The organism is Cobetia amphilecti (assembly GCF_020217465.1).
Lineage (GTDB): Bacteria > Pseudomonadota > Gammaproteobacteria > Pseudomonadales > Halomonadaceae > Cobetia > Cobetia amphilecti.
This window is the reverse complement of record NZ_CP084115.1, coordinates 710448-732624: the sequence shown is the minus strand read 5'-3', so window position 1 is coordinate 732624 and position 22177 is coordinate 710448. Positions and strand designations below refer to the sequence as shown.

The 22177-nt window shown below is 64.0% G+C and carries 18 protein-coding genes; 8 read left to right on the top strand and 10 right to left on the bottom strand.

Going from position 1 to position 22177, the window contains the following annotated elements:
- Positions 1 to 34: 34 nt before the first annotated feature.
- Complete coding sequence (holA, locus tag LCW13_RS03090; protein ID WP_043335288.1) at positions 35 to 1093, top strand: DNA polymerase III subunit delta; 1059 nt, start codon at positions 35 to 37, stop codon at positions 1091 to 1093.
- A 21-nt stretch (positions 1094 to 1114) separates the two neighbouring features.
- On the top strand, positions 1115 to 1465 hold the full coding sequence (locus LCW13_RS03085; protein WP_225347565.1) for a hypothetical protein: 351 nt from the start codon (positions 1115 to 1117) through the stop codon (positions 1463 to 1465).
- Between the two features lie 234 nt (positions 1466 to 1699).
- Here LCW13_RS03085 and LCW13_RS03080 read toward each other — a convergent pair whose 3' ends face one another.
- The 3 genes from LCW13_RS03080 to fadB all read right to left on the bottom strand — a co-directional run bounded on the left by LCW13_RS03080 (position 1700) and on the right by fadB (position 6259).
- A complete protein-coding gene (locus LCW13_RS03080; protein WP_107335475.1) occupies positions 1700 to 2632 on the bottom strand; it encodes an amidohydrolase family protein in 933 nt (310 codons plus the stop codon).
- 204 nt (positions 2633 to 2836) lie between these two features.
- Positions 2837 to 4015 carry an acetyl-CoA C-acyltransferase FadA gene (gene fadA / locus LCW13_RS03075; RefSeq protein WP_043335293.1) on the bottom strand — a complete coding sequence of 393 codons (1179 nt, stop codon included), beginning with the start codon at positions 4013 to 4015 and terminating at the stop codon, positions 2837 to 2839.
- A 93-nt stretch (positions 4016 to 4108) separates the two neighbouring features.
- Positions 4109 to 6259, bottom strand: a complete 2151-nt coding sequence (gene fadB / locus LCW13_RS03070; protein ID WP_225347564.1) for a fatty acid oxidation complex subunit alpha FadB — start codon at positions 6257 to 6259, stop codon at positions 4109 to 4111.
- Between the two features lie 425 nt (positions 6260 to 6684).
- On the opposite strand from fadB, the gene LCW13_RS03065 reads away from it, so the two are divergent.
- Complete coding sequence (locus LCW13_RS03065; RefSeq protein ID WP_225347563.1) at positions 6685 to 7797, top strand: DUF5924 family protein; 1113 nt, start codon at positions 6685 to 6687, stop codon at positions 7795 to 7797.
- Positions 7798 to 8014: 217 nt separating this feature from the next.
- On the top strand, positions 8015 to 8461 hold the full coding sequence (slyA, locus tag LCW13_RS03060) for a transcriptional regulator SlyA (RefSeq protein WP_043335305.1): 447 nt from the start codon (positions 8015 to 8017) through the stop codon (positions 8459 to 8461).
- A 124-nt stretch (positions 8462 to 8585) separates the two neighbouring features.
- Here the strand turns inward: slyA and LCW13_RS03055 are convergent, their stop codons facing one another.
- Positions 8586 to 9134, bottom strand: coding sequence for a hypothetical protein (locus LCW13_RS03055; protein WP_054555152.1), 549 nt, complete (start codon positions 9132 to 9134; stop codon positions 8586 to 8588).
- Between the two features lie 209 nt (positions 9135 to 9343).
- Here LCW13_RS03055 and LCW13_RS03050 point away from each other — a divergent pair, with 209 nt between their 5' ends.
- Positions 9344 to 9796, top strand: coding sequence for a universal stress protein (locus LCW13_RS03050; protein WP_043335309.1), 453 nt, complete (start codon positions 9344 to 9346; stop codon positions 9794 to 9796).
- A 183-nt stretch (positions 9797 to 9979) separates the two neighbouring features.
- Here LCW13_RS03050 and LCW13_RS03045 read toward each other — a convergent pair whose 3' ends face one another.
- Entirely contained in the window at positions 9980 to 11917 is a 1938-nt protein-coding gene (locus LCW13_RS03045) for an ATP-binding cassette domain-containing protein (RefSeq protein ID WP_225347562.1), read from the bottom strand.
- A 326-nt stretch (positions 11918 to 12243) separates the two neighbouring features.
- Here LCW13_RS03045 and LCW13_RS03040 point away from each other — a divergent pair, with 326 nt between their 5' ends.
- Both LCW13_RS03040 and LCW13_RS03035 read left to right on the top strand, forming a co-directional pair.
- Positions 12244 to 13194 carry a TatD family hydrolase gene (locus tag LCW13_RS03040; protein WP_225347561.1) on the top strand — a complete coding sequence of 317 codons (951 nt, stop codon included), beginning with the start codon at positions 12244 to 12246 and terminating at the stop codon, positions 13192 to 13194.
- Between the two features lie 48 nt (positions 13195 to 13242).
- Positions 13243 to 13809 carry a hypothetical protein gene (locus LCW13_RS03035; RefSeq protein WP_225347560.1) on the top strand — a complete coding sequence of 189 codons (567 nt, stop codon included), beginning with the start codon at positions 13243 to 13245 and terminating at the stop codon, positions 13807 to 13809.
- Positions 13810 to 13900: 91 nt separating this feature from the next.
- Here the strand turns inward: LCW13_RS03035 and LCW13_RS03030 are convergent, their stop codons facing one another.
- The 5 genes from LCW13_RS03030 to LCW13_RS03010 all read right to left on the bottom strand — a co-directional run bounded on the left by LCW13_RS03030 (position 13901) and on the right by LCW13_RS03010 (position 20282).
- Positions 13901 to 15610 carry a DEAD/DEAH box helicase gene (locus LCW13_RS03030; protein WP_404813660.1) on the bottom strand — a complete coding sequence of 570 codons (1710 nt, stop codon included), beginning with the start codon at positions 15608 to 15610 and terminating at the stop codon, positions 13901 to 13903.
- Between the two features lie 216 nt (positions 15611 to 15826).
- Positions 15827 to 16363, bottom strand: a complete 537-nt coding sequence (locus LCW13_RS03025) for an HPP family protein (RefSeq protein ID WP_043335366.1) — start codon at positions 16361 to 16363, stop codon at positions 15827 to 15829.
- 113 nt (positions 16364 to 16476) lie between these two features.
- On the bottom strand, positions 16477 to 18285 hold the full coding sequence (locus LCW13_RS03020; protein WP_225347559.1) for an ABC transporter permease: 1809 nt from the start codon (positions 18283 to 18285) through the stop codon (positions 16477 to 16479).
- A gap of 141 nt (positions 18286 to 18426) precedes the next feature.
- Positions 18427 to 19473: a Fe(3+) ABC transporter substrate-binding protein gene (locus LCW13_RS03015; RefSeq protein ID WP_225347558.1), complete on the bottom strand. Its 1047-nt coding sequence runs from the start codon at positions 19471 to 19473 to the stop codon at positions 18427 to 18429.
- 236 nt (positions 19474 to 19709) lie between these two features.
- Positions 19710 to 20282, bottom strand: a complete 573-nt coding sequence (locus tag LCW13_RS03010) for an elongation factor P hydroxylase (protein ID WP_107335481.1) — start codon at positions 20280 to 20282, stop codon at positions 19710 to 19712.
- Positions 20283 to 20660: 378 nt separating this feature from the next.
- Between LCW13_RS03010 and LCW13_RS03005 the strand changes: the two genes are divergently transcribed.
- Positions 20661 to 22100 (top strand): MATE family efflux transporter, encoded by a 1440-nt coding sequence (locus tag LCW13_RS03005; RefSeq protein ID WP_225348098.1) that lies wholly within the window; start codon positions 20661 to 20663, stop codon positions 22098 to 22100.
- The last annotated feature ends 77 nt before the right edge of the window (positions 22101 to 22177 follow it).

The following is a 22177-nucleotide window of genomic DNA, read 5'->3' as shown; positions in this document are numbered from 1 at the left end:
GCCCACCAGACCCGCGCAGTATCGAAGGACATTCATGAAGGTCTATCCCGACAAGCTCGACGAGCAGCTCAACAAGCGCCTGTCTCCCGTCTACATCGTGGCCGGTGATGAGCCGCTGATTCACCAGGAAAGCTGCGACGCCATCCGGCGTGCGGCGCGCGCTGCCGGTGTCGAGGAGCGCGAGGTACTGCATGTCGAGAACGGCTTTCAGTGGGGCCGCCTGACCGAGTCTGCCGCCAGCATGTCTCTGTTCGCCTCACGCAAGCTGATCGAGCTGCGCATGGGCACCCAGAGTGCCGGCCAGGAAGGCAGCAAGGTCCTCAAGGCCTACGCCGAGCGCATCGAGAAGGATGGCGACATCCTGCTGATCACCGCAGCGCGTCTCGATCGCAAGGTGCAGCAGACGGCGTGGTTCAAGGCATTGGAGAAGGTCGGCGTCTTCATCGCGGTGTGGCCGGTGGACCACTCCCGCCTCGGCTTCTGGATTCGCGATCGCGCCCGTCGTCACGGCCTCGAGCTGAATCAGGACGCCGCTCGCCTGCTGGCCGAGCGCATCGAGGGCAATCTGCTGGCCGCGGATCAGGAGTTGCAGAAGCTCGCACTGCTGCACCCGCCGGGCGCACGCCTGGATGGCAATGCCATCGTCCAGGGCGTCGAGGACAATGCCCGCTATGATGTCTTCACGCTGGCCGATGCGTGTCTGAAGGGGGAAGTCGAGCGCAGTGGCCGCATCGTGCTCGGGCTGCGGGGAGAAGGCGTCGAGCCGCCGGTGATCCTGTGGGCCCTGACCCGCGAGCTGCGCACCCTGCTCTCGCTGCGCCAGCACCTCGATCAAGGCCAGAGCTTCGAGCATGCCTGCAAGGCGCAGAAGCCGATGATCTTCGACAAGCGTCGCCCCTTCTATCAACAGGCGCTCAACCGCCTGCCCCACAAGCGCCTGCACAAGCTGCTGCTGTTCTCGCAGCGACTCGACATGGCGATCAAGGGCGGGATGACGCTGCCCATCTGGGACGGGATGGTCGATCTCGCCCTGACGCTCGCCGGCGGACGCGGCCCACTGGCCGAACTGCCCCACGCCTACAAGGTGGTGTGATTCAGACACCCGGGAGAACGCATGCAGACTTCCTCCAGCACGCTTGGCGAAGCCGTCGACGTCGAGACCCTGCGGCTGTGGCTCGCCGAAGGCAATACCCTGACAGTGGAAGTGCAGACGCTGGATCAAGGGCTTCATGTGGTCCGCCTGCATCACGCCGCTGGCATCAGTCGTCTGGTCGATGACAACGGCCAGTCCCTGAGTTTCACCGGCACCCAGTGGATCAGCCGCCTGCTGTTGCCGCTGGGGCTGACCCACGGCGTGCAGACCTGGGCGGAAGTACAGGATGAGATGATCGGCCTGCCCACGACGCCGATCGACAATGCCAGCCTGCTGGCCCATGGCACGCGCGTGGCCTTCCAGACCCGCTAGACGCTGCGGGCCTTCTCGCTTGTCTTTCTCCCCTGCTCCTCGCTTGTCTTTCTCTTCGGCTCCCCTCTTGTCTTTCTCTCCGGCTCCCCTCTTGTCTTTCTTCGCCAATCATCAAGACGCCCCCACCAGCAGGCTGATGGGGGCGTCTTGTCATTCGGCTTATGCGGCTTTTGCGGCTTATACAAGTGATGCCGCGTCACTCAATTGCGCCCTGCGAGCGTGACAACTCTTCGCTCAGTGCGCCGCATCCGCCTTGGACTTCACGAACGCCTTGTAGCCATAAAGCTTGCGCGGATTGTCGCGGAAGATCTTCTCGCGCATCTCGCGCTCCGGCAACCAGCGCTGCATCAGCTCGGCCAGGGTGTCCTCTTCCGGCATCTCGACGCCGATATAGGGATGCGGCCAGTCACTGCCCCACACCACGCGCTCCGGATTGGCCGCCACCAGCGCCCGCACCAGCGCCGTGACATCGGAGTAAGGCAAGCGACCACGCGTGGTCAGTCGGTAAGGCGCCGACAGCTTGACCCAGGTGCGCCCCTGCTTGAGCAGTCGACAAAGCGCGGCAAAGCCGGGACATTCAGGGCCACGCGTGGCCGCCAGATGGCCCATGTGGTCGATCACCACCGGCACCGGCAAGCTGCCGAGGCGCGCTTCCATGTCACGGAAGGTCGAGACATCGATCAGACATTCCAGGTGCCACTTGAAGCGTGCCAGGCGATCCGCCAGCAGCACCACATCCCGCCAGCGCAACCCACCGGCGAAGATCAGGTTGAGGCGAACGCCACAGACACCCAGCTCGGAGAGCCGCTCAAGCTCGGCATCACTGATGTCGGGGGTGACAACCGCCACGCCACGGTAATCCAGCCCACGCTCACGACAGCTCTGCAGGCTGTCGCACAGCAGGCGATTGTCATAGCCATAGACACTGGGCTGTATCAGCACGCCGTGGCTGGCGCCCAGTGCATGATGCATCTCGAGTGCTTCATTGAGCCCCACGGGGGCCGGGTCATAGGTTCTGTCCGCCGCCAATGGGTAACGCACCGGGTCACCAAACAGGTGAAGGTGACAATCTATACTGCCCGCCGGCAACCGGAAGGTCAGGGGGTGTGGCAAGGGTCTGGGCGGCGTGGCGCGCGGCAGATCCTGCTCGACATGATTCCAGTCCATCGATGCGACTCCCTCGCGTAACCTCAATCATCAAGCCCGGGGCGACGTGACGCTCGATCGCCCATTGCCACGATACTGCGCCGCCCTTCTCGTTTCCAGACAAAAGCCTGCCAACGAAAAAGCGGCATGTCCGAAGACATGCCGCTTGAGGTATCAGGCGAGGCCTGATCGCTTATCGAAGACGCTGACCAAAGGCGCTGACGTTCAGTCGAGGCGCTCGAACACGGTCGCGACGCCCTGGCCCATGCCGATGCACATGGTCGCCAGACCCAGGCGCGTGTTCTGCTGCTTCATGACGTTGAGCAACGTGGTGCAGATACGCGAGCCGGAACAGCCCAGCGGGTGGCCCAGCGCGATGGCGCCGCCGTTGAGGTTGACCGCAGTATCGACACGCTCCAGCAGGCCAAGGTCCTTGAGTACCGGAATCGACTGCGCCGCGAAGGCCTCATTCAATTCGACGGTCTGAATGTCCTCGATGGTCAGGCCTGCCGCCTTGAGCGCCTGCTTGGAGGCCGGTACCGGCCCGTAGCCCATGATGGAGGCATCACAGCCTGCCACGCCAGTGGACAGCACACGAGCGATGGGCTTGAGGCCCAGCGCTTCGGCGCGCTCGGCACTCATCACCGCCATGCCCGAGGCACCCACCGACAGCGCGGAGGAGGTACCCGCCGTCACGCTGCCGCCCTTGGGATCGAACACCGGCTTGAGGTTGCCCATGGATTCCATGCTGGCATCGCCACGGATGACCTCATCGCGGGTCACCATCACGCGACGCCCCTCGGCATCATGGCCCTCGACGCCGATGATCTCGTCATCGAAGCGGCCTTCATCGGCGGCGGCCTGGGCACGCTGGTGAGAGCGCACGCCGAACTCATCCTGTTGCTCACGACTCACGCCATGCATCTTGCCGAGCAGTTCCGCGGTCAGGCCCATCATCATCGCCGCCTTGGCCGCATGCTTGCTGGCCGCCGGGTTGACGTCGACCCCGTGTGCCATCGGCACGTGCTCCATGTGCTCGACACCGCCGATGATATAGAAGTCACCCATGCCGGCCTTGATGTTGGCGGTGGCGATATGCAGGGCACTCATCGAGGAACCACACAGGCGGTTGACCGTCTGCGCCGGTACGGTGCGCGGAATGCCGGTCATGATGGCGGCATTGCGCGCGATGTTCATGGACTGCTCCAGGGTCTGGTTGACGCAGCCCCAGATGATGTCGTCGACCTCGGCCGGCACCAGGCCGGGATTGCGATCGAACAGCGCCTGCATCACCGCGGCGGACAGATTCTCGGCGCGCACGTGTCGGAAGGCGCCATTCTTGGCCTTGGCCATGGCGGTACGCACGCCATCGACGATTACTACATCTCTTGGATTCAGATTCATTGTCTGGCTCCCTCATGGCCCTCGCTGTCGCGAGGGCCGAAAATTCTGGTCGGATAGTGCTGGCGGCCACTCGGGCGCTCAGCCATCAAAGGCTCAGGAGTAGAAGGCTTCGCCACGCTTGGCGCGCTCGCGCAGCGCCTCGGTCGGGCGATACAGCGGCCCCAGCTCATCGGCCAGGCTGTCGGCCAGTGCGACGAACTCGGCCACGCCCATGGCGTCGACATAGCGCAGTGCGCCACCACGGAACGGCGGGAAGCCGATGCCGTAGATCAAGGCCATGTCGGCCTCGGCCGGGCTGCCGACGATGTCGTCTTCCAGGCAGCGGATGGTTTCCATGCACAGCGGCACCATCATGCGCGCGATGATGTCTTCATCGGAGAATTCGCGCGTCTCGCTGACGACCTGTGCCACCAGCGCCTGAGCCTCATCATCTGCCAGCTTCTTCGGCTTGCCCTTGCGGTCTTCCTCGTAGCGGTAGAAGCCCAGATCGTTCTTCTGGCCGAGGCGCTTGTTGTCGTACATCACCTGGATGGCGGTCTTGCCGTCACGCGCCATGCGGTCCGGGAAGCCTTCCGCCATCACGGCATTGGCGTGCACCGCGGTATCCATGCCGACCACATCCAGCAGGTAGGCCGGACCCATCGGCCAGCCGAACTTCTCCATCACCTTGTCGACGCGCTGATAGTCGGCGCCCTTCTCGACCAGCAGGCTGAAGCCACCGAAGTAGGGGAACAGCACGCGGTTGACCAGAAAGCCCGGGCAGTCGTTGACGACGATCGGCGTCTTGCCCATCTGGCGGGCATAGGCGACGGTCGCGGCGATGGCCGCATCGCTGGATTTCTCGCCACGGATGACCTCGACCAGCGGCATGCGGTGCACCGGGTTGAAGAAGTGCATGCCGCAGAAGTTCTCGGGACGCTTGAGCGACTCGGCCAGCCGCGTGATGGAGATGGTCGAGGTGTTGGAGGTCAGGATGGCGTCCTCGGCGACGTTGTCCTCGAGCTCGGCCAGCACCGAGGCCTTGACCTTGGGATTCTCGACCACCGCCTCGACGACCAGGTCCACATTGCCGAAGTCACCGTAGGACAGCGTCGGGCGGATGTTGGACAGGCCCTGCGCCATCTTCTCGGTGGTCAGCTTGCCGCGCTCGACCCCCTTGCCGAACAGCTTGCGAGCCTCCTTCAGGCCCAGTTCGATAGCCTCGCCGTTGATGTCCTTCATCAGGATCGGCGTGCCCTTGCTGGCGCTCTGATAGGCGATGCCGCCGCCCATGATGCCGGCCCCCAGCACGGCGGCCTGCTTGATCTCGCTGGCCTGCTTCTCGTAACCCTTGGCCTTCTTCTTGACCACCTGATCGTTCATGAACAGGCCGACCAGATTGAAGGCCACGTCGGTCAGCGCCATCCTGGCGAAGGTCTTGGCCTCGATGGCCTGGGCACGCTCACGCGATTCCCCCGCGCCCTTCTGGATGACTTTGATGGCCTCCACCGGCGCCGGATAGTGCGGACCGGCCTTGCCGGCCACGAAGCCCTTGGCGGTCTCGAAGGCCATCATCTGCTCGATGGCATTGAGCTTGAGCGGCGAGGTCTTCTCGAGACGACGCGCCTGATAGTCCAGCTCGCCGGTATTGGCACGCGCCAGAATGTCGAGTGCCGCCGCATCCAGCTCGGCCACCGGCAGGACGGCATCGACGGCGCCCACTGCCAGCGCCTTGTCGGCACGGTTCTCGGTGCCACCACAGATCCACTCGATGGCGTTGTCCGCCCCGATCAGACGCGGCAGTCGTACACAGCCCGCCCAGCCCGGGATGATGCCGAGCTTGGTTTCCGGCAGGCCGATCCTGGCGCTGTCGGCCATGACCCGGAAATCGGTGGTCAGGGTGATCTCGCAGCCGCCGCCCAGCGCCAGCCCATTGATGGCAGTGACGGTGGGGAACGGCAGATCCTCGATGGCATTGAAGATGCCATGGATGTTCATGTTCATGTCGATGAGGAAGGCTTCATCCTTCTCGAACATCTGATGGAACTCGGTGATGTCGGCACCGACCACGAACGCTTCCTTGGCGGAGCGGATGACCAGCCCCTTGAGATCGGCCGTCGCCTTGATGGCCTCGACCGCCTCTCCCAGCTCCTTGAGTACGTAGCTGGCCAGCTTGTTGACCGATTCGCCTTCAAGATCGAGGGTCAACAGGGCGATGGCGTCCTGATTGGCCTCGACGGTTAGCGTTTTGCCTGAATAGATCATCCACGGATCTCCACAAGAGAAAGAGGTGAAGGGGCTGCCGGGCGCTCGAGGGTCACTGCCATTTGGCGTTGGCCATGAGGGCGCTGGCAACCGGCCTCGCCGGACTCGCCGCTTCCAGAGGCACCGCGCGAGAGTCATCTCTCATCACAGCGCTTCATACAAGCGTTTGAATACAGCCAGCTTGGGCCAGTGACGGGCAAAGATCAAGCCTGCGGACATTAGCGAAAGGTCGGGGGTCACGGGGCGTCTGTATACTGGCCCGGGCAGACTGGCGCACGCCATCGACAGCCGATGTAGGCAAAGATCGACGCTACACCGCACAAGGCAGCCGCGTTACCCTGAACGCTTTCCCAACCCGCATGCTGGCCGCGACACCTCCTCGCGCGCCAGCAGGCTTTCAAAGGCCTCATCGATATCATGCTTTCATGAGCAGCACTCTCACCGCCCTGTATCTGCGCCTGACCGGCCTTGTCGAACGCACCAAGCGCTGGCACTGGCTATGGCCGCCCATCGGCTTCGCCGCCGGCATCTGCAGTTTCTTCCTTGTCAATCGTCAGCAATGGCTGGGCGGCATGCTGGCGCTGGGCATGATGCTGGCCTGGTTGATCCTGATCGCCGAAGGCCTGTGGAGCCGTCTGCGCCGCCACCGCGGCCAGAATGCCCTGCCCCGCAAGCTGGCGACCTTCGTGGCCCAGCTGATCCAGCAGGAGACACTGTGTTTCACCCTGCCGTTCTTCCTGGCGACCACCGACTGGGCCAGCGGCCAGGCGGGCTTCACGCTGCTGCTGTGCGGCGCGACCCTGCTGTCGATTCTCGATCCCTTCTACTACCGGCTGGCCGAGCGCCATCGCTGGCTGTACTTCGGCTTCCACGCCCTGTGCGTGTTCGTGGTGGTACTGGTCACCCTGCCCCTGCTGCTGGAACTGACCACGGGTGAGAGCCTGCTGGCCGCCTGTGCCGCCATGAGCCTGTTCGCGCTGCCCAGCGTCGCCAACCTGCGCATCGCGCGTGGGGTGGTCGGCGGTCTGGCGATGATCGGCATCAGCGTGATGCTCGGGGTAGGCGCATGGGGGGCACGCGCCTGGATCCCGCCCGCCACGCTGTGGATCAATGCCAGCAGCCTGTCGCCGGACTTCGATACCGCGGCGCGCGCACCCCGTGGCGAGATGCAGCTGACGCCTGCGCAACTCTCCGCCCGAGGCCTCTACGCCTTCACGGCCATCCGCGCCCCGCGCGGCCTGTCGGAGAAGGTCTATCACGTCTGGCGGCATGACGGCGAAGTCGTCGATCGCATCGCCCTGAACATCAACGGCGGGCGCAGCGAAGGCTACCGAGCCTGGACGCACAAGACGGCCTTCCCGCAGGGCAGCGAGGGCGAGTGGCGCATCGATGTCGAGACGATGAACGGACAGCGCATCGGCAGTCTGCGCTTCGTGGTCAGCGAGGATCCGCAGCTGGCGACCCTGGCCGACAGCACCATCAGCCAGCCGCCCGGCATCCCCGGCTGGCGTATCACCAACCTGATTCCGGGTTTGTGACAGTCGTCATCATGAGTCGCTCCACAAGCGGGAACGCTGAGTTACTCGACCTTGGACGTAAAATTCGTTCGCAGGCTTGTAATTATCCAGACTGCCTAGCATGCTGATGTGAAGGGCGGCGCGCACAAGGAATCAGTCTCATTCAGGTTTGAGTGATGCTGGACGCGCGCCAATGACAAAAGCCCCTTCACATTTGCACTCAGCGGACGACCTATCCATGCATGAAGATATCGGACTCAAGCTTTCCCGCCTGCCGCGCCTGTGGCGCGCCATTCTGGACCAGCGACTGTCCCCACTAGGGCTGACCCAGACTCGCTGGATGACGCTGGTACACCTGTGGCGCATGGGCGATGGTCAGCCCCAATGTGATCTGGCTCGCTCCATCGGTATCGAAGCCCCGTCGCTGGTTCGCACCCTGGACCAACTGACCGAGCAGGGCCTGGTCGAGCGCCGCGCCTGTGAGGAAGACCGCCGCACCAAGCGCATCTTCCTGACCCGCAAGGCGCTGCCACTGATCGAGAAGATCGATGCCATCGCCGAGCAGACTCGCATCGAGATGCTCGAGGGCCTGAGCGAGGCGCAGGTCGATCAATTCTGTGAATGCCTGCGCGTCATGGAGCGCAATGGCCTGGAAATCTCCGAGAAGGTGCCGGAGAGCGCCTGAGCCTATACGCCGACCGAAAGTGGCCGGCCGCGCCAGCAGGACATGAGCGCAAGCAGAACATGAAAAAGCCCCCACCGAGTGACTCGATGGGGGCTTTTTTCTGAAGGCGGGCAGGCTGCGCGTGTCAGGCGTCCGGCATCTTCGGCTCGGTGCCCACCAGCGGTCGACGCTTGTGCGAGATAGGCGCCTTGTCGATCAACAACGCATGCAAGGCCTCGAATTCGCGCCGCCAGTCGTGGCAGCTCTCCACATCCAGACTCTCGCCCCACCACAGCGTCAGGCCGGAGAGCGACGACTCCAGCATCAGGGCATCCTCCGGCAGCGTGCGCGTGAAGCGCAGCAGCGCCGCGGCGACATCAGGGTCATCCGCCAGGCGGCTCTCTTCGCGCCAGCGATAGCCCGGCACCGCCTCACGCAGGGCATCACTGGCCCATTCATCCTGCACCAGAATGAAGGGCGTGACATCGCGCTCGGTCGGCCAGGGGCGGCGGTAACCGACGATGCCCTTGGGCGCGTCAGAAAGCGCCGGCGCCTTGAGGTCCACCCGCATGCCATCGGCGATCACCGCCTTGCGGACCAGTGAAGTGCGCGTCTCGCGTTTGCTGGGGCGTAACCAGGTCAGCGGCGACAGCATCGCCAGCACGACAAAAATGATGATCAGCGCAGTCGTCATCGTCTATCCAACGGTTGTCTATTCAAGGGTTTCATCAAGCAGGACGTGGCGTGAAAGCGCAGGATAGGCTATGCAGCCCCGCAGAGTTGCGTATCACGCACTGCCATTACGTTGATGTAAGTCATTGTGTTCAAGGGGGCGGCAAGCCTAGCATGGAAGCAGGTGCACGACGCCACTCGAATGGCCAACCTCTGCGGGAGGACCTCAGGATGAGCAACGAATACAAGCATGTACTGGTCGCTGTCGACCTGACCAAGGATTCCCATCTGGTGCTGGAGCGGGCACTGCCGATCGCCAAGCGCAACGGCGCCAAGATTTCCATCATCCATACGCTGGAACCGCTGGGTTTTGCCTATGGCGGTGATATCCCGATGGACCTGACCAGCATCCAGGACCAGCTGGATTCCCACGCCCGTGAACGACTTGGCGAGATCGCCTCCCCTCATGATATCGCCGCCGAAGACCAGTACGTGGTGGTCGGCATGCCGGACAGCGAGATCCATCGCTTCGCGGCCGAACACGACGTGGACCTGATCGTGGTCGGCTCGCATGGTCGACATGGCTTTGCGCTGCTGCTGGGCTCTACCTCCACGGGTGTCCTGCACGGCGCCCAGTGCGACGTGCTGGCGGTGCGCGTCGGCGCGGATGACAGCGAGGAATGATGACGGCCGGCTAGACGACACCTCATGCCAGACGACACCTCACGTCGACGACATGTGAGGGACGACAAGAGGGCTGCACATGGGCAGCCCTCTTGTGTGTTCAGCTGACGGACTTTCTGCACCGTACGGTCATCAAGCATCGTCACTCATGACCGTACGTGCTCAAGACCGTCACTTGCGGCTTCAGCCTTCCTGCATGGCTTCAAGTTCCATCCAGCGTTCCATCGTCTCTTCCAGCACCTGCTGCTTGTGGCTGAGCTTCTCCAGCGTGTTCTTCACCGTCTTGGCATCCCCGGTGTAGAACTCCGGCGCCGCGATCTCGGCTTCCAGCGTCGCGATCTCCGCTTCCAGCTTCTCGATGGTCGCCGGAATCAGGTCCAGCTCGCGCTGGAACTTGTAGGGCAGCTTGACCTTCTTGTTGGCCTGCTGCGCCTGGGCGGCCTCGCGCTTGCGGCGCTCGTCTTCTGCCTGGGCATCACGACGGTGATTTTCCTCACGCTCACGCTCGACTTCCCACGGCGCCGGCGGCAGATGCCCGCCCTGACGTATCCAGTCGCTGTAACCCCCGACATACGGCTTGACGACCCCGTCGCCCTCGAAGGCGAGGATGTTGGTGACCACGTTGTCCATGAAGGCACGGTCGTGGGAAACCAGCAGCACGGTGCCGTCGAAGTCGAGCAACAGCTCCTCGAGCAGCTCCAGCGTCTCGACATCCAGATCGTTGGTCGGCTCATCGAGCACCAGCACGTTGGCCGGCATGGTGAACAGACGCGCCAGCAGCAGACGGTTGGACTCGCCCCCTGACAGGGAGCGAACCGGCTGACGCGCGCGGTCCGGCGTGAACAGGAAGTTCTGCAGGTAGCTCATCACGTGCATGTCACGCCCGCCGACCGTGACACGGTCGCTGCCGCGCGCCACGTTGTCGTAGACGGTGGCTTCCATGTCGAGGCCCTTGCGCAGCTGATCGAAGTAGGCGATCTGCAGCTTGGTGCCTTCGATGCGCTTGCCTTCGCTGGCTTCCAGCTGACCGAGCAGAATGTGCAGCAGCGTGGTCTTGCCCGCGCCGTTGCGCCCGAGCAGGCCGACCTTGTCGCCGCGCTGGATCTCGACGCTCAGGTCACGGATGACCCACTGCTCCTGCGCCTCGTCGTAGCGATAGCTGACGTTCTCCAGCTCCACGACCCGCTTGCCGCTGCGCTCGGCGGAGTCGACGGCGATACGCGCACGGCCCTGCACTTCACGCCGCTGGCCACGCTCGGCACGCATCTTCTCCAGCGCACGCACACGGCCTTCATTGCGGGTACGACGCGCCTTGACCCCCTGGCGGATCCAGGTCTCTTCCTGGGCCAGTTTCTTGTCGAACTCGGAGTTCTCCTTGGCCTCGACATCCATCTCGTGCTGCTTCTGGGCCTGGTAGGCCGCGTAATCGCCCGGATAACGCCCGAGACGGCCACGGTCCAGCTCCAGAATCTGGGTCGCGAGGCGCTTCAGGAAGGCCCTGTCGTGGGTGATGAACAGCACGGCGCCGGAGAAGGCCGCGACCTGCTCTTCCAGCCAGGCGATGGTATCGAGATCCAGATGGTTGGTCGGCTCATCGAGCAGCAGCAGGTCCGGGTCGGAGACCAGCGCACGCGCCAGCGCGACACGACGACGCCAGCCGCCGGACAGGTCTTCCATCATGGTGTCTTCCGGCAGGCCCAGGCGGGTCAGCACGGTATCGATACGCTGCTGGAACTGCCAGCCATCGACGCTTTCCAGCGCGACCTGCACATGCTCGAGACGCTTGAGGTCCGGCTCGGGGTCGCTGATCAGGTGATGGTACTCCGCCAGCAGCGCGCCCGCCTTCGGCAGGCCTTCAGCGACGATATCGAAGATAGTGCGTCCTTCGGCGGCCGGCAGGTCCTGCGAGAGCACGCCGATCTTGAGGCCCGGCGCCTTCCACAGCTCACCGGCATCGGCCTGGAATTCGCCGGTGATCAGCTTGAGCAGGGTCGACTTGCCGGTGCCGTTGCGGCCGACGAGCGCCAGACGCTCGCCGCGCTCGACGACAAGGTCCGCCCCGTTGAGCAAGACGTGATGGCCATAGGCCAGCTGAAGATTTTCCAGTCGTAACAATGCCATGTGCAGCAGCAACTCGTGACGGGTCCACGGCCGGGAAGGCCACGGAGGAAGTGGGAGTCAGGCGGACAGGCCGCCGCCAGCGACGCGCGCCGGAGAATGCTGCCATTCTACCCGAGGCGCAGCGTGCAGGCGATGGAAGACGCCGCAAGGGCTGAAAGACGCCGGCGCCTTGGGTAGAATGGCCGACCGCTTGCAATCACGTCACGTGCCCTGCACTGCCAAGGCCCGCCTGTCATGCAGCGCTATCGAGTGCCAGGCCGACGGGCTATTGCCCGGCCTTGCGCTGTCACGTGTCTTCTCCCTCCCCGCGATCCCAAGGGTGTCCGATGTCCGCGCTTCCCCCGCATGCCGATCCTGCCTCCCTGCCCTACTATGATAGCGAGCGGCTGTCCGACGAGACGCTTGCCGCCTTGTGTGACGACCTTGAACTCGGCGAGGCCGATATCGCGGCCGCGCTGACGCTGCTGGCACCGGAGCTGCGTTTCGCCAGCCCCTCTGCGCTGGTCGACATCGGCGTCAACCTGACGCATGAGAGCTACGCGCGCGACGTCGAGGGCACCTTGCTGCGAGCACGCGCGGCGGGCGTCAGCCGGCAGATCCTGACCGGCACCAGCCTGGATGGCTCGCGTGAGGCCCAGGCGCTGGCGGCACGCTATCGTGGCCTTTCTGCCACCGCCGGCGTGCATCCGCATGAGGCCAGTCAGTGGAACGATGGCGTCGAACGCGGCATCCGAGAGCTACTGACGCAGCCAGAGGTCGTCGCGGTGGGGGAATGTGGCCTCGACTTCAATCGCAACTTCTCGACCCCCGCCGAACAGGCCCGGGCGTTCGAAGCGCAGCTGACGCTGGCCGCCGAGACAGGCCTGCCGCTGTTTCTGCATGAACGTGACGCCGGTCGCCAGATGCTCGAGATGCTCAAGCACTGGCGCGACGATATCAGTCACGCCGTCGTGCACTGTTTCACCGGTGAGCGCGAGACGCTCTACGGCTATCTCGATCTCGACCTGCACATCGGGCTGACCGGCTGGCTGTGTGATGAGCGCCGAGGCGAACACCTGCGCAGCCTGTGCCGCGAGATTCCACTCGAGCGTCTGATGCTGGAAACCGATTGCCCCTATCTGGTACCGCGCAATCTGCCCGCCAAGCTCAAGGGGCGCCGTCATGAACCCTCACTGCTGGTGTGGATCATGGCGGAGGTCGCGGCGCTGCGCGGTATCGACATGGAAGAACTCGCACAGGCTACCACCGCCACTGCCACACGCTTCTTCCGCCTGTAATCGGCATCAACGACTTTCCCTGCACGCTTCCCTGCTCTGGACATCACCATGCACGAATATGAACCCGAAACAGGGGACTTCCCCGCCTTCATCGCCGTCGAGACCGGCGAGGACTCCAGTCTGCCGCTGGCCATCGCCTGGGCGCTGCCCGATGGCCAGATGAAGCATGTACTGATCCAGCCGGACGACGAATGGCTGGATGGCGAGATGCTGGAGCTGGGCGACTACAGCCTGGACGACCTGCGCAGCTTCGGCGTCAGCCCCCTCGATGTGCTCAAGGAGCTGGAGCAGGACTACTACCAGACCACGCTCTATACCACCGGCGTCATGGATGACGAGCAGGCACTGGCCCGCCTGTTCGACGCCTACAACATGGACCCTTTCATCGAGTTCGCGCCGGCGGAAGGCCTCTACCCTGAGCTTGCCCCGGGTGACTGGGCGCGCGAGCGCAACAACATGCTGTTCGAACAGGGCCTGCAGCCTTTCCGTCCGGACAACGAGGTGCTGGTGATGCTGGCCATCCATACCCGCCTGCGCGGTGATGGCGTGCGTGGCGAGCAAGACATCCAGGGCACTGGCCCGGATTACGAGATCGACTGGGAAGAAGACGTCTGAACAGACGCTCCTGCTCCTGACACGCAAACGCCCCGACAACCGCAAGGTTGTCGGGGCGTTCTCGTTTCAGCCTTGGCCTCTACGGCGCGGCTCAGCCGTTGGAGCGGCCACCACCGTTGCCACCGCTGGAGCGGTTGCGACCACCACGTGAGCGGCGACGCGGACGCTCATCATTGCTCGGCGCATTCGGCGCACGGTTGCCGTTCACCTCCGGCTGCGGCGCGACGCGATTGCCATCGACTTCACGCTGCACCGGTGCACGGTTGCCGCGATTGTCATCATCGACACGTGCGATCTGCTGAGGCTGACCACCAGTGCGCTGGCCGCCAGAACGCGCGCCGCCAGAACGCTGACCTTCAGAGCGCTGACCGCCAGTACGCTGACCTTCAGAGCGCTGACCGCCAGAACGCTGGCCGCCATTGCCACGACCTTCACCAGCAGGCTTGCCGCCAGTGCGCTGGCCTTCAGAGCGCTGACCGCCAGAACGCTGGCCGCCATTGCCACGGCCTTCACCGGCAGGCTTGCTGCCAGTACGCTGGCCGCCAGAACGCTGACCTTCAGAGCGTGCGCCGCCAGAGCGCTGGCCACCCGAACGCTGGCCACCACGCGGCTGACGCGGTTCACGTTCCGGCTCGACATCGACTTCCGGCACGAAACCTTCCACTTCGACGCGCTTGAGCTTGCCCTTGAGCAGACGCTCGATGCCGCCGAGTTCCTTGCGCTCATCGCTGGAGACCAGCGAGATGGCACGCCCACTGGCGCCGGCACGGCCGGTACGCCCGATACGGTGCACGTAGTCTTCCGGCACGTTGGGCAGTTCGTAGTTCACGACCTGCGGCAACTGCTCGATATCCAGGCCACGCGCTGCGATATCCGTCGCGACCAGCACGCGCACTTCGCCGTTCTTGAAGCCGGCCAGTGCCTTGGTACGCGCATTCTGGCTCTTGTTGCCGTGAATCGCCGCGGCACTGATGCCGGACTTCTCGAGCTTGGTCGCCAGACGGTTGGCACCGTGCTTGGTACGGGTGAAGACCAGCACCTGGTGCCAGTTTTCCTTGATGATCAGGTGCTTGAGCAGTGAAGGCTTGTGGCTCTTCTCCACGGTGTGGATATGCTGCTCGACCTTCTCGGCCGTGGTGTTGCGCGGGCTGGCTTCCACCGCCACCGGGTCATTCAGCAGCTTGTTGGCCATGCCGCGAATCTCATCGGAGAAGGTCGCGGAGAACAGCAGCGTCTGACGCTTGGTCGGCAGCAGCTTGAGCAGACGGCGGATGTCGTGGATGAAGCCCATGTCCAGCATGCGATCCGCTTCATCCAGCACCAGCGTCTCGAGATCGGAGAAGTCGATGGCCTTCTGGGAGTGCAGGTCCAGCAGGCGGCCCGGCGTGGCGGTCAGGATCTCGACGCCAGAGGACAGTCGGCTGATCTGCGGGTTGATCTTCACGCCACCGAATACCACGGCATTGCGCAGCTTCAGGTGACGGGAATAGGCAGTGACGTTCTCGTCGATCTGCGCGGCCAGTTCACGCGTGGGCGTGACGATCAGGGCCTTGATCTTGCGGGCACCCGCGGGAGCGCTCTGCGAGAGGCGCTCGACCAGCGGCAGGGCGAAACCGGCGGTCTTGCCGGTCCCGGTGCGCGCGGCAGCCATCACATCACGGCCTTCCAGCACGGCAGGAATCGCACCTGCCTGGACGGGAGACGGCGTGGAATAGCCCATCTCGGCGATCGCTTTCAGGACAGGAGCGGACAGCCCCAGGGAGGCAAACGCCGGGACGAAATTGGCAGTAGTCTCAGTCATCAATATCTCTTCGGCTGACCGGCCACGTGCTGGTCGATCATTAAGGAATGGCGCCTGGCCGGGCACGTGCCGGGAGAGGGAGCGAGGCGTATCAGGCGCAGAAAAGAAAGAGTCGGTCAGAGGGACCTCATCCGGCTGCTGCCAGTCGCTCGCGTCAGGCGATGGCCCAGTCTACCATCTTCCGCCGTCGCCTGCAGAAGCGCGCATCCGATGGGTTCAATGCCAGTGCAGCGGATAGCGGCGATGACGCGCCAGATTGTTGATCAACACCGCCAGCACCAGCATCGCCAAGCAGCCAAGCCCCACCGGCAACAGGGCGTACCAGTAGCCCAGCTCGTGCAGCGGCTGACCGCCGATCACCGCGATCAAGGCCGTGGCGCCGCCCGGCGGGTGCAGGGTGTGCGTCAACTGCATGACCAGCAGTGCCACCGAGACCGCCATGGCCGCCGCCAGCCAGCCATCGCCCAGCCAGTGATAGCAGGCGACACCGACCAGTGCCGACAGCATGTTGCCGCCCAGCACATTGCGCGGCTGGGCCAGCGGACTGTGCGGCGCGCCGTAGAGCAGCACCGAGGTCGCGCCGAAGGACCCCACCAGCAACAGCGAGCTGACCGCCAGATAGTGCGAGGACAGCCAGCCGATCAGCGCCATGCCCAGAAAGGCCCCGAGCCATGACCACAAGGCATCGGCAACATGCGGCCTGCCCCGCTTCAGGGGGCCACCACGCATCTTGGCTACGTAAGGCTTGAGCATCGTGCGAATCATCTCCGGCGTTGTTCTGTCAGTGTCGAGCGCTGCACCCTAGGCGATCTCCACACGAGGAACAACTCTCATATGGCAATAAGCTGATGCCGACGCTGTCTTCATCATGACTCGCTGCGCGAGGCCACGATGGTGCGCGAGATCACGATCACCGGCAGGATGCCGACCACCACGATCACCAGCGCCGGCAACGCCGCCTGCTCAAGCATTTCATCCGAGGCGTACTGATAGACGTGGGTGGCGAGCGTGTCGAAGTTGAAGGGCCGCAGCAGCAAGGTGGCCGGCAGCTCCTTCATGGCATCCACGAAGACGACCAGCGCCGCGGTCAGCAAGCCGGGACGGATCAAGGGCAGGTGCACCCGGCGCAGTGTCGAGAAGGTGTTCTCGCCCAGCGAGCGCGCCGCCATGTCCATCGAAGGCGTGACCTTGTCGAGGCTCGATTCGATGGAACCCGCGGCGATAGCGAGGAAGCGCACCACATAGGCGATGATGATCGCGCCCATGGTGCCCGTCAGCAGCAGACCGCTGGAGAACCCGAAGTTGGCGCGCAGGAAGCTGTCCAGCGCGTTGTCGAAACCGGACAGCGGCACCAGCACGCCCAGCCCCAGCACGGCCCCCGGCATGGCATAGCCGAGACTCGAGAGCTTGAGCGCCTGCTGTACGCTGGCGGTGCGATCCAGCCGCTTGGCGTAGGCCAGCAGCACCCCGATGATCAGCGTCAGCACGGCAGCACTCACCGACAGCATCAGGCTATTGAGCGCGTAACCGGCGAAGTCCGGCGTCCACGACTCCTCGAAGTAGCGAATGGCATGCCGCGTCAGCAGCCCCACCGGCAACAGGAAGCCGAACAGCAGCGGCAGCAGGCAAGCCAGTGTCGCCAGCCCGGCGCGCCAGCCATGCAAGGTCGGACGACGATAGCGACGATAGCGATCGCCCTTGCCGAACTGACGCTGCCGGCGCCGGGCATGCCGTTCCAGCCAGATCAGCGTGACCACGAAGATCATCAGGCACAGCGCGATCTGGGCCGCACCGCGCAGGCTGCCCATGTTGAGCCACACATTGAAGATGCCGGCAGTCAGCGAACGCACCGCGAAGTAATCGACGGTGCCGAAATCATTGAGCGCCTCCATCATCGCCAGCGCCAGGCCGACGGCGATCGCCGGGCGTGCACTGGGCAGCGCCACGCGCCAGAAGCTCTGCCAGCCATTGCAACCCAGGGTGCGGCTGGCATCGCGCAGTGACGGCGATTGATCGAGAAATGCCGAGCGCGCCAGCATGAAGACATACGGAAACAGCACCAGCGACAGCATCAGGATGGCGCCGCCCAGACTGCGTATCTCGGGGAAGTAGTAATCCTGCGGCGAGTCCCAGCCGAACAGCGCACGCAGCGCGCCCTGGAAGGGCCCGGCATATTCGAAGACATCGGTGTAGATGTAGGCGATGACGTTGGCGGGAATCGCGAACGGCAGCAGCAACGACCACTCGAAGGTACGCCGCAGCGGGAACTGATACATGGTGGTCAGCCACGCCGACACCACGCCCATGCTGCCGCTGAGCACCGCCACGCCGGCCACCAGCGCCAGACTCGTCATGACGTAGTCAGGCAGCACGGTGGAGACGAGGTGCGGCCAGATGCCGTCACCGGCCTGATCACTGCCATCATCGCCGAACAACGCCAGCCAGATGACGGCCAGCACCGGCATCACCACCAGCGCGGCGACCCCCCAGGCCGTCGCGAACCACCCCATGTGCGTGCCCAGGCGCCGCTGACGGCGTCTTATCGCCGCGTCTTCGGCGCCTGACGTGCCGTGAGTCGCGCGCTCCAGGGCGAGCTCCGTCGCGCTGGTTGCCGTGCAGGCTTCCTCTTCAAGGCTCGCACCTCGCTTTACCAACAGCCGCTTGCCTTGCGTCATCTGTTCTTCCTCACTGACCTGCCAACTGCAATTGCGTCTATTTTACATTGTTCACTCAAACGAAGAGGGGCTGTCGCATCGCGACAGCCCCTCTTCGTTCATGACATCCCACCCGATGGCTTGCGCCAGCGGTGAGTGCCGTTACTGGTTGAAGCCGACTTCATTGACCATCTGAGCAGCACGCTTGCGGTATTTGGCGACCTCGGTCAGCGAGAGGTCATCCTGCTTGAACTCGCCCCAGGACGTCAGCAGCTCCGAGCTTTCGGCAGCCGGGTTGGCCGGGTACTCGAAATTGACCTCGGCATACATGTGCTGGGCGGTCTTCTCGGTCAAGAAGCGCATCAGCTTGAGCGCATTCTCTTCGTGCGGCGCGTACTTGGTCATCGCCATGCCGGAGATGTTCATGTGCGTGCCGACACCGTTCTGGTCCGGGAACTCGATGCGTGCCTTCTCGGCCCACGGACGCTGCTCGTCGTTGTCGAGCATCTTGCCGTAGTAGTAGCTGTTGCCGATGGCCACGTCACAGACGTTGTCACGAATCGCCTTGATCTGATCGCGGTCCCCGCCCTGCGGCTTGCGCGCCAGGTTGTCCTTGAAGCCTTCCAGCCATTCGCGGGTCGCTTCCTCGCCGTTGTGGGCGATACGCGAGGCGATCAATGCCACGTTGTAGGGGTGATCCCCGGCACGCGAACAGACACGGCCCTTGAGGCTCGGGTCCGCCAGGTCGTCATAGCTTGCGACCTGACCGGCCTCGAGACGCTCGACGCTGGTGTAGAGCACGCGTGCACGGGTGGTGATACCGAACCACTGGTTGTCAGGACCGTGATACTGCTCGGGCAGGTTGGCTTCGATGACGTCGTCATTGACGCTCTTGACCAGCTCTTCGTCGACCAGCTCCTGCAGGCGACCGATATCCACCGTCAGCAGGACGTCAGCCGGCGTGTTGCGACCCTCACGCTTGAGACGCTCGGCCAGACCTTGCTTGGCGAATACCACGTTGACCTTGACGCCGGTCTCCTCGGTGAACTCCTTGAGGAACGGCTCGATCAGATAGGCCTGACGATAGGAGTAGACGTTCACCTCTTCCTGGGCTTGCGCCGGCATGGCCGTGACAGCCGTCACGCCGACCAGCGCACTCAACAACAGCTTGCGAGCGGAGGATGCAGAAATCATGGATACAGCAGTCATCGAATACCCCTGTTCAAGGTGTCCTGTCCTGACGAGGACTGCCAAGAGCAGACCTGCAGGACAGTAAAAGCGGAACCATTGTGTCAATGCGAATCATTCTAATCACAAAGCCCTGACACCTGCAACGTGAGTGCAACGCTGATTTGCAGATAATGCAATCCCGCTCAGGGAGGCGAGTACCGGGAGGCAAGCCCAGCGGGCGACGCCACTGCCGCCTGGCATGCTCAGACAAGGCATCACGCCAGTCGGCCGTCCTCCCCCACCGCAGGCAACAGGGGCCTGGCATGGGCGATGGCCTGCTCAAGCGGCATCCCCTGCTGCCAGACACCGGCGAGTGCGTGGCGGAAGGCAGCGGCCCGGGCGGGCAGGCCGCGCTGCTCGACATCGGCGGCGCGCTGCATCACACGTTGCGCGAAGGCGTCTCGATCCACCTCCAGCTCAAGATTGTCGACGCTGACATGAAACGGCTTGCCCACCGCCCGGTGAAACAGCAGCTCCAGCGCTTGCGGCGCGACCTCGACACTCTCGAAGGCACGCTGCTGCTCGGCGTCGCGGCCATCCGGTGCATACCAGTAGCCGTAATCTTCCTCGAGCCGCCGTCTGGCGCCTGCGATGCACCAATGGCTGATCTCATGCAGCGCGCTGGAAAAGAAGCCACGTGCCAGATAGATGCGGTGATAGCCAAGCTCTGATTCCGGCACATGCCTGCCTTCCCCCTGCATGCCGGCCGGAAGATAGAGCGGCTCCTCGGGATCACAGCGCAGCAAGGTGTTGAAGGTGTCGCCGAACAGACCGTCGAACAATGCCATCAAGGTGGCGAGGTCATGCGCACGACGGGGACTCCCGCTGGCGGAATCAGAGCAATGGACGGCAGGTAGGGACTCATGGGACGACACGGCAATTCTCGGCAAGCGCTGGCAGTGTGTGGGCATTCGATGGCGGCAGGAAAACCTGCTCTGTCGGATGGCTCATTGTACGTGGCTAGCGTATAGCGCGTCATTTCAGCTGACAGTGTCGCTCACAGCCGTGATAATTCATCAGCTTGCGTTCATGAAACCTGCTTATCTGCTAGGATGGCGCGCCAAGCAAGAATGATTCTCGATTACTAGCAGGAGCCTGCCGTGCCCCCCGCCGATTCATCCACCCCCTCCAAGCCTCAGACGGCCCCCGGTTCTCCGCCTCCGCCACTGATTCCCCGCGTCAGAGCGGAAACCTCACGCCTGCTGACTCTGGCGCTGCCGATCTGTGGCGCGCAGCTGGCTCAGGCAGGCATGAGTGCCGTGGACGTGTTGATGACGGGACGCTCCTCGGCCACGGACCTGGCAGCCGTGTCGGTGGGCTCAAGCCTGTGGGTGCCCCTGCTGCTGCTGATGGCGGGCACCCTGATGGGTCTGACGCCGGTGGTCGCGCAATTGATGGGGGGCAATCGCAGTGGTGAGGTGCGTGGCAACGTGCATCAATCGCTGTGGATCTCGCTGGTGCTCGGCAGCCTGTCCGGGCTTGCGCTGTGGTATCTGGCCGCGCCGATCTTCACCCTGATGGAGGTGCCTGAGGCCGTGGCCGAGCAGGCGACCCTCTATCTGATGGCCATCGCCTGGGGCATGCCGGGTGCCGCCTTCTATCAGGTCCTGCGCGCCTACTCGGACGGCATGAACCATACCCGCCCGGCACTGATCATCAGCCTGATCGGCCTGATATCGAACATCCCGCTCAATTACGTGCTGATCTACGGGTCTGCGGGCGTGGATGACCTGCTGGGGATCACCCTGCCGGGACTGTTGGGCGACATTCCGGCCATGGGCGCCGCCGGCTGCGGTATCGCCACCGGCCTTGCGATGTGGATCATGTGCCTGAGCATGTTCGCCTACACGCGTTACAGCAGCGCATATCGCGCCGTGGCGCTGTGGTGCCAACCCAGCGCTCCCCATTTCAAGCAGATGGGCGAACTGCTCAAGGTCGGCCTGCCGATCGGGATCGCGATCTTCTTCGAGGTCACGCTGTTCACGGTCATCGCCCTGTTCGTGGCCAGCTTCGGCGAGATCAAGGTCGCGGCCCACCAGGTCGCGCTCAACTTCACCTCGCTGCTGTTCATGCTGCCGCTGTCGATGGCGATGGCCCTGACCGTGCGCGTCGGTCACACCATCGGCCGTGGCGACATGCGCGAAGCACGCTTCGTGGCCTGGAATGGCGTGGCCTTCTCGTTGGTGGTGGCGCTGGTGAATGACATCGTGATCTGGGTACTGGCCGAGCCGGCCGTGGCGCTCTACACCAGCAACCTCAAGGTCCAGGCCCTGGCCATGTCGCTGATCACCCTGGCGATGCTCTATCAGGTCTCGGACTCCCTGCAGGTCGCGATGGCAGGCGCACTGCGCGGCTTCAAGGACACGCGCATCATCATGTTGATCACCATGTTCGCCTACTGGGTAGTCGGGCTGGGAGGCGGACACCTGCTGGGCGTCGGCAGTGAGGCCTTCCCGATCTCGCCCTGGCCCATCGAGCAGATGGGCGTCTATGGCTACTGGATCGGCATGGTGGCCGGCCTGACCGTGGCGGCGCTGCTGCTCGGCTGGCGCCTGTGGATCATCGCGCGCCGTGGCGTGCGCGACGAGGCATTGGCGAGCCAGTGATGCCTGCCGGATAGCGCCTGCATCTCAGCCTGCATTCCAACAGGAAGCTCGGCCCGGATGCTGGGCTGACAGCTGCC

What these genes read in the sequence shown, in the direction of transcription:
- LCW13_RS03020 (WP_225347559.1), bottom strand. Translation starts at nt 18,285, where the DNA reads ATGACGCAAGGCAAGCGGCTGTTGGTAAAGCGAGGTGCGAGCCTTGAA.
- holA (WP_043335288.1), top strand. Translation starts at nt 35, where the DNA reads ATGAAGGTCTATCCCGACAAGCTCGACGAGCAGCTCAACAAGCGCCTG.
- fadA (WP_043335293.1), bottom strand. Translation starts at nt 4,015, where the DNA reads ATGAATCTGAATCCAAGAGATGTAGTAATCGTCGATGGCGTGCGTACC.
- LCW13_RS03080 (WP_107335475.1), bottom strand. Translation starts at nt 2,632, where the DNA reads ATGGACTGGAATCATGTCGAGCAGGATCTGCCGCGCGCCACGCCGCCC.
- LCW13_RS03015 (WP_225347558.1), bottom strand. Translation starts at nt 19,473, where the DNA reads ATGACTGCTGTATCCATGATTTCTGCATCCTCCGCTCGCAAGCTGTTG.
- LCW13_RS03010 (WP_107335481.1), bottom strand. Translation starts at nt 20,282, where the DNA reads ATGGCATTGTTCGACGGTCTGTTCGGCGACACCTTCAACACCTTGCTG.
- LCW13_RS03035 (WP_225347560.1), top strand. Translation starts at nt 13,243, where the DNA reads ATGCACGAATATGAACCCGAAACAGGGGACTTCCCCGCCTTCATCGCC.
- LCW13_RS03085 (WP_225347565.1), top strand. Translation starts at nt 1,115, where the DNA reads ATGCAGACTTCCTCCAGCACGCTTGGCGAAGCCGTCGACGTCGAGACC.
- LCW13_RS03025 (WP_043335366.1), bottom strand. Translation starts at nt 16,363, where the DNA reads ATGCTCAAGCCTTACGTAGCCAAGATGCGTGGTGGCCCCCTGAAGCGG.
- LCW13_RS03050 (WP_043335309.1), top strand. Translation starts at nt 9,344, where the DNA reads ATGAGCAACGAATACAAGCATGTACTGGTCGCTGTCGACCTGACCAAG.
- LCW13_RS03045 (WP_225347562.1), bottom strand. Translation starts at nt 11,917, where the DNA reads ATGGCATTGTTACGACTGGAAAATCTTCAGCTGGCCTATGGCCATCAC.
- LCW13_RS03055 (WP_054555152.1), bottom strand. Translation starts at nt 9,134, where the DNA reads ATGACGACTGCGCTGATCATCATTTTTGTCGTGCTGGCGATGCTGTCG.
- slyA (WP_043335305.1), top strand. Translation starts at nt 8,015, where the DNA reads ATGCATGAAGATATCGGACTCAAGCTTTCCCGCCTGCCGCGCCTGTGG.
- fadB (WP_225347564.1), bottom strand. Translation starts at nt 6,259, where the DNA reads ATGATCTATTCAGGCAAAACGCTAACCGTCGAGGCCAATCAGGACGCC.
- LCW13_RS03040 (WP_225347561.1), top strand. Translation starts at nt 12,244, where the DNA reads ATGTCCGCGCTTCCCCCGCATGCCGATCCTGCCTCCCTGCCCTACTAT.
- LCW13_RS03030 (WP_404813660.1), bottom strand. Translation starts at nt 15,610, where the DNA reads ATGACTGAGACTACTGCCAATTTCGTCCCGGCGTTTGCCTCCCTGGGG.
- LCW13_RS03065 (WP_225347563.1), top strand. Translation starts at nt 6,685, where the DNA reads ATGAGCAGCACTCTCACCGCCCTGTATCTGCGCCTGACCGGCCTTGTC.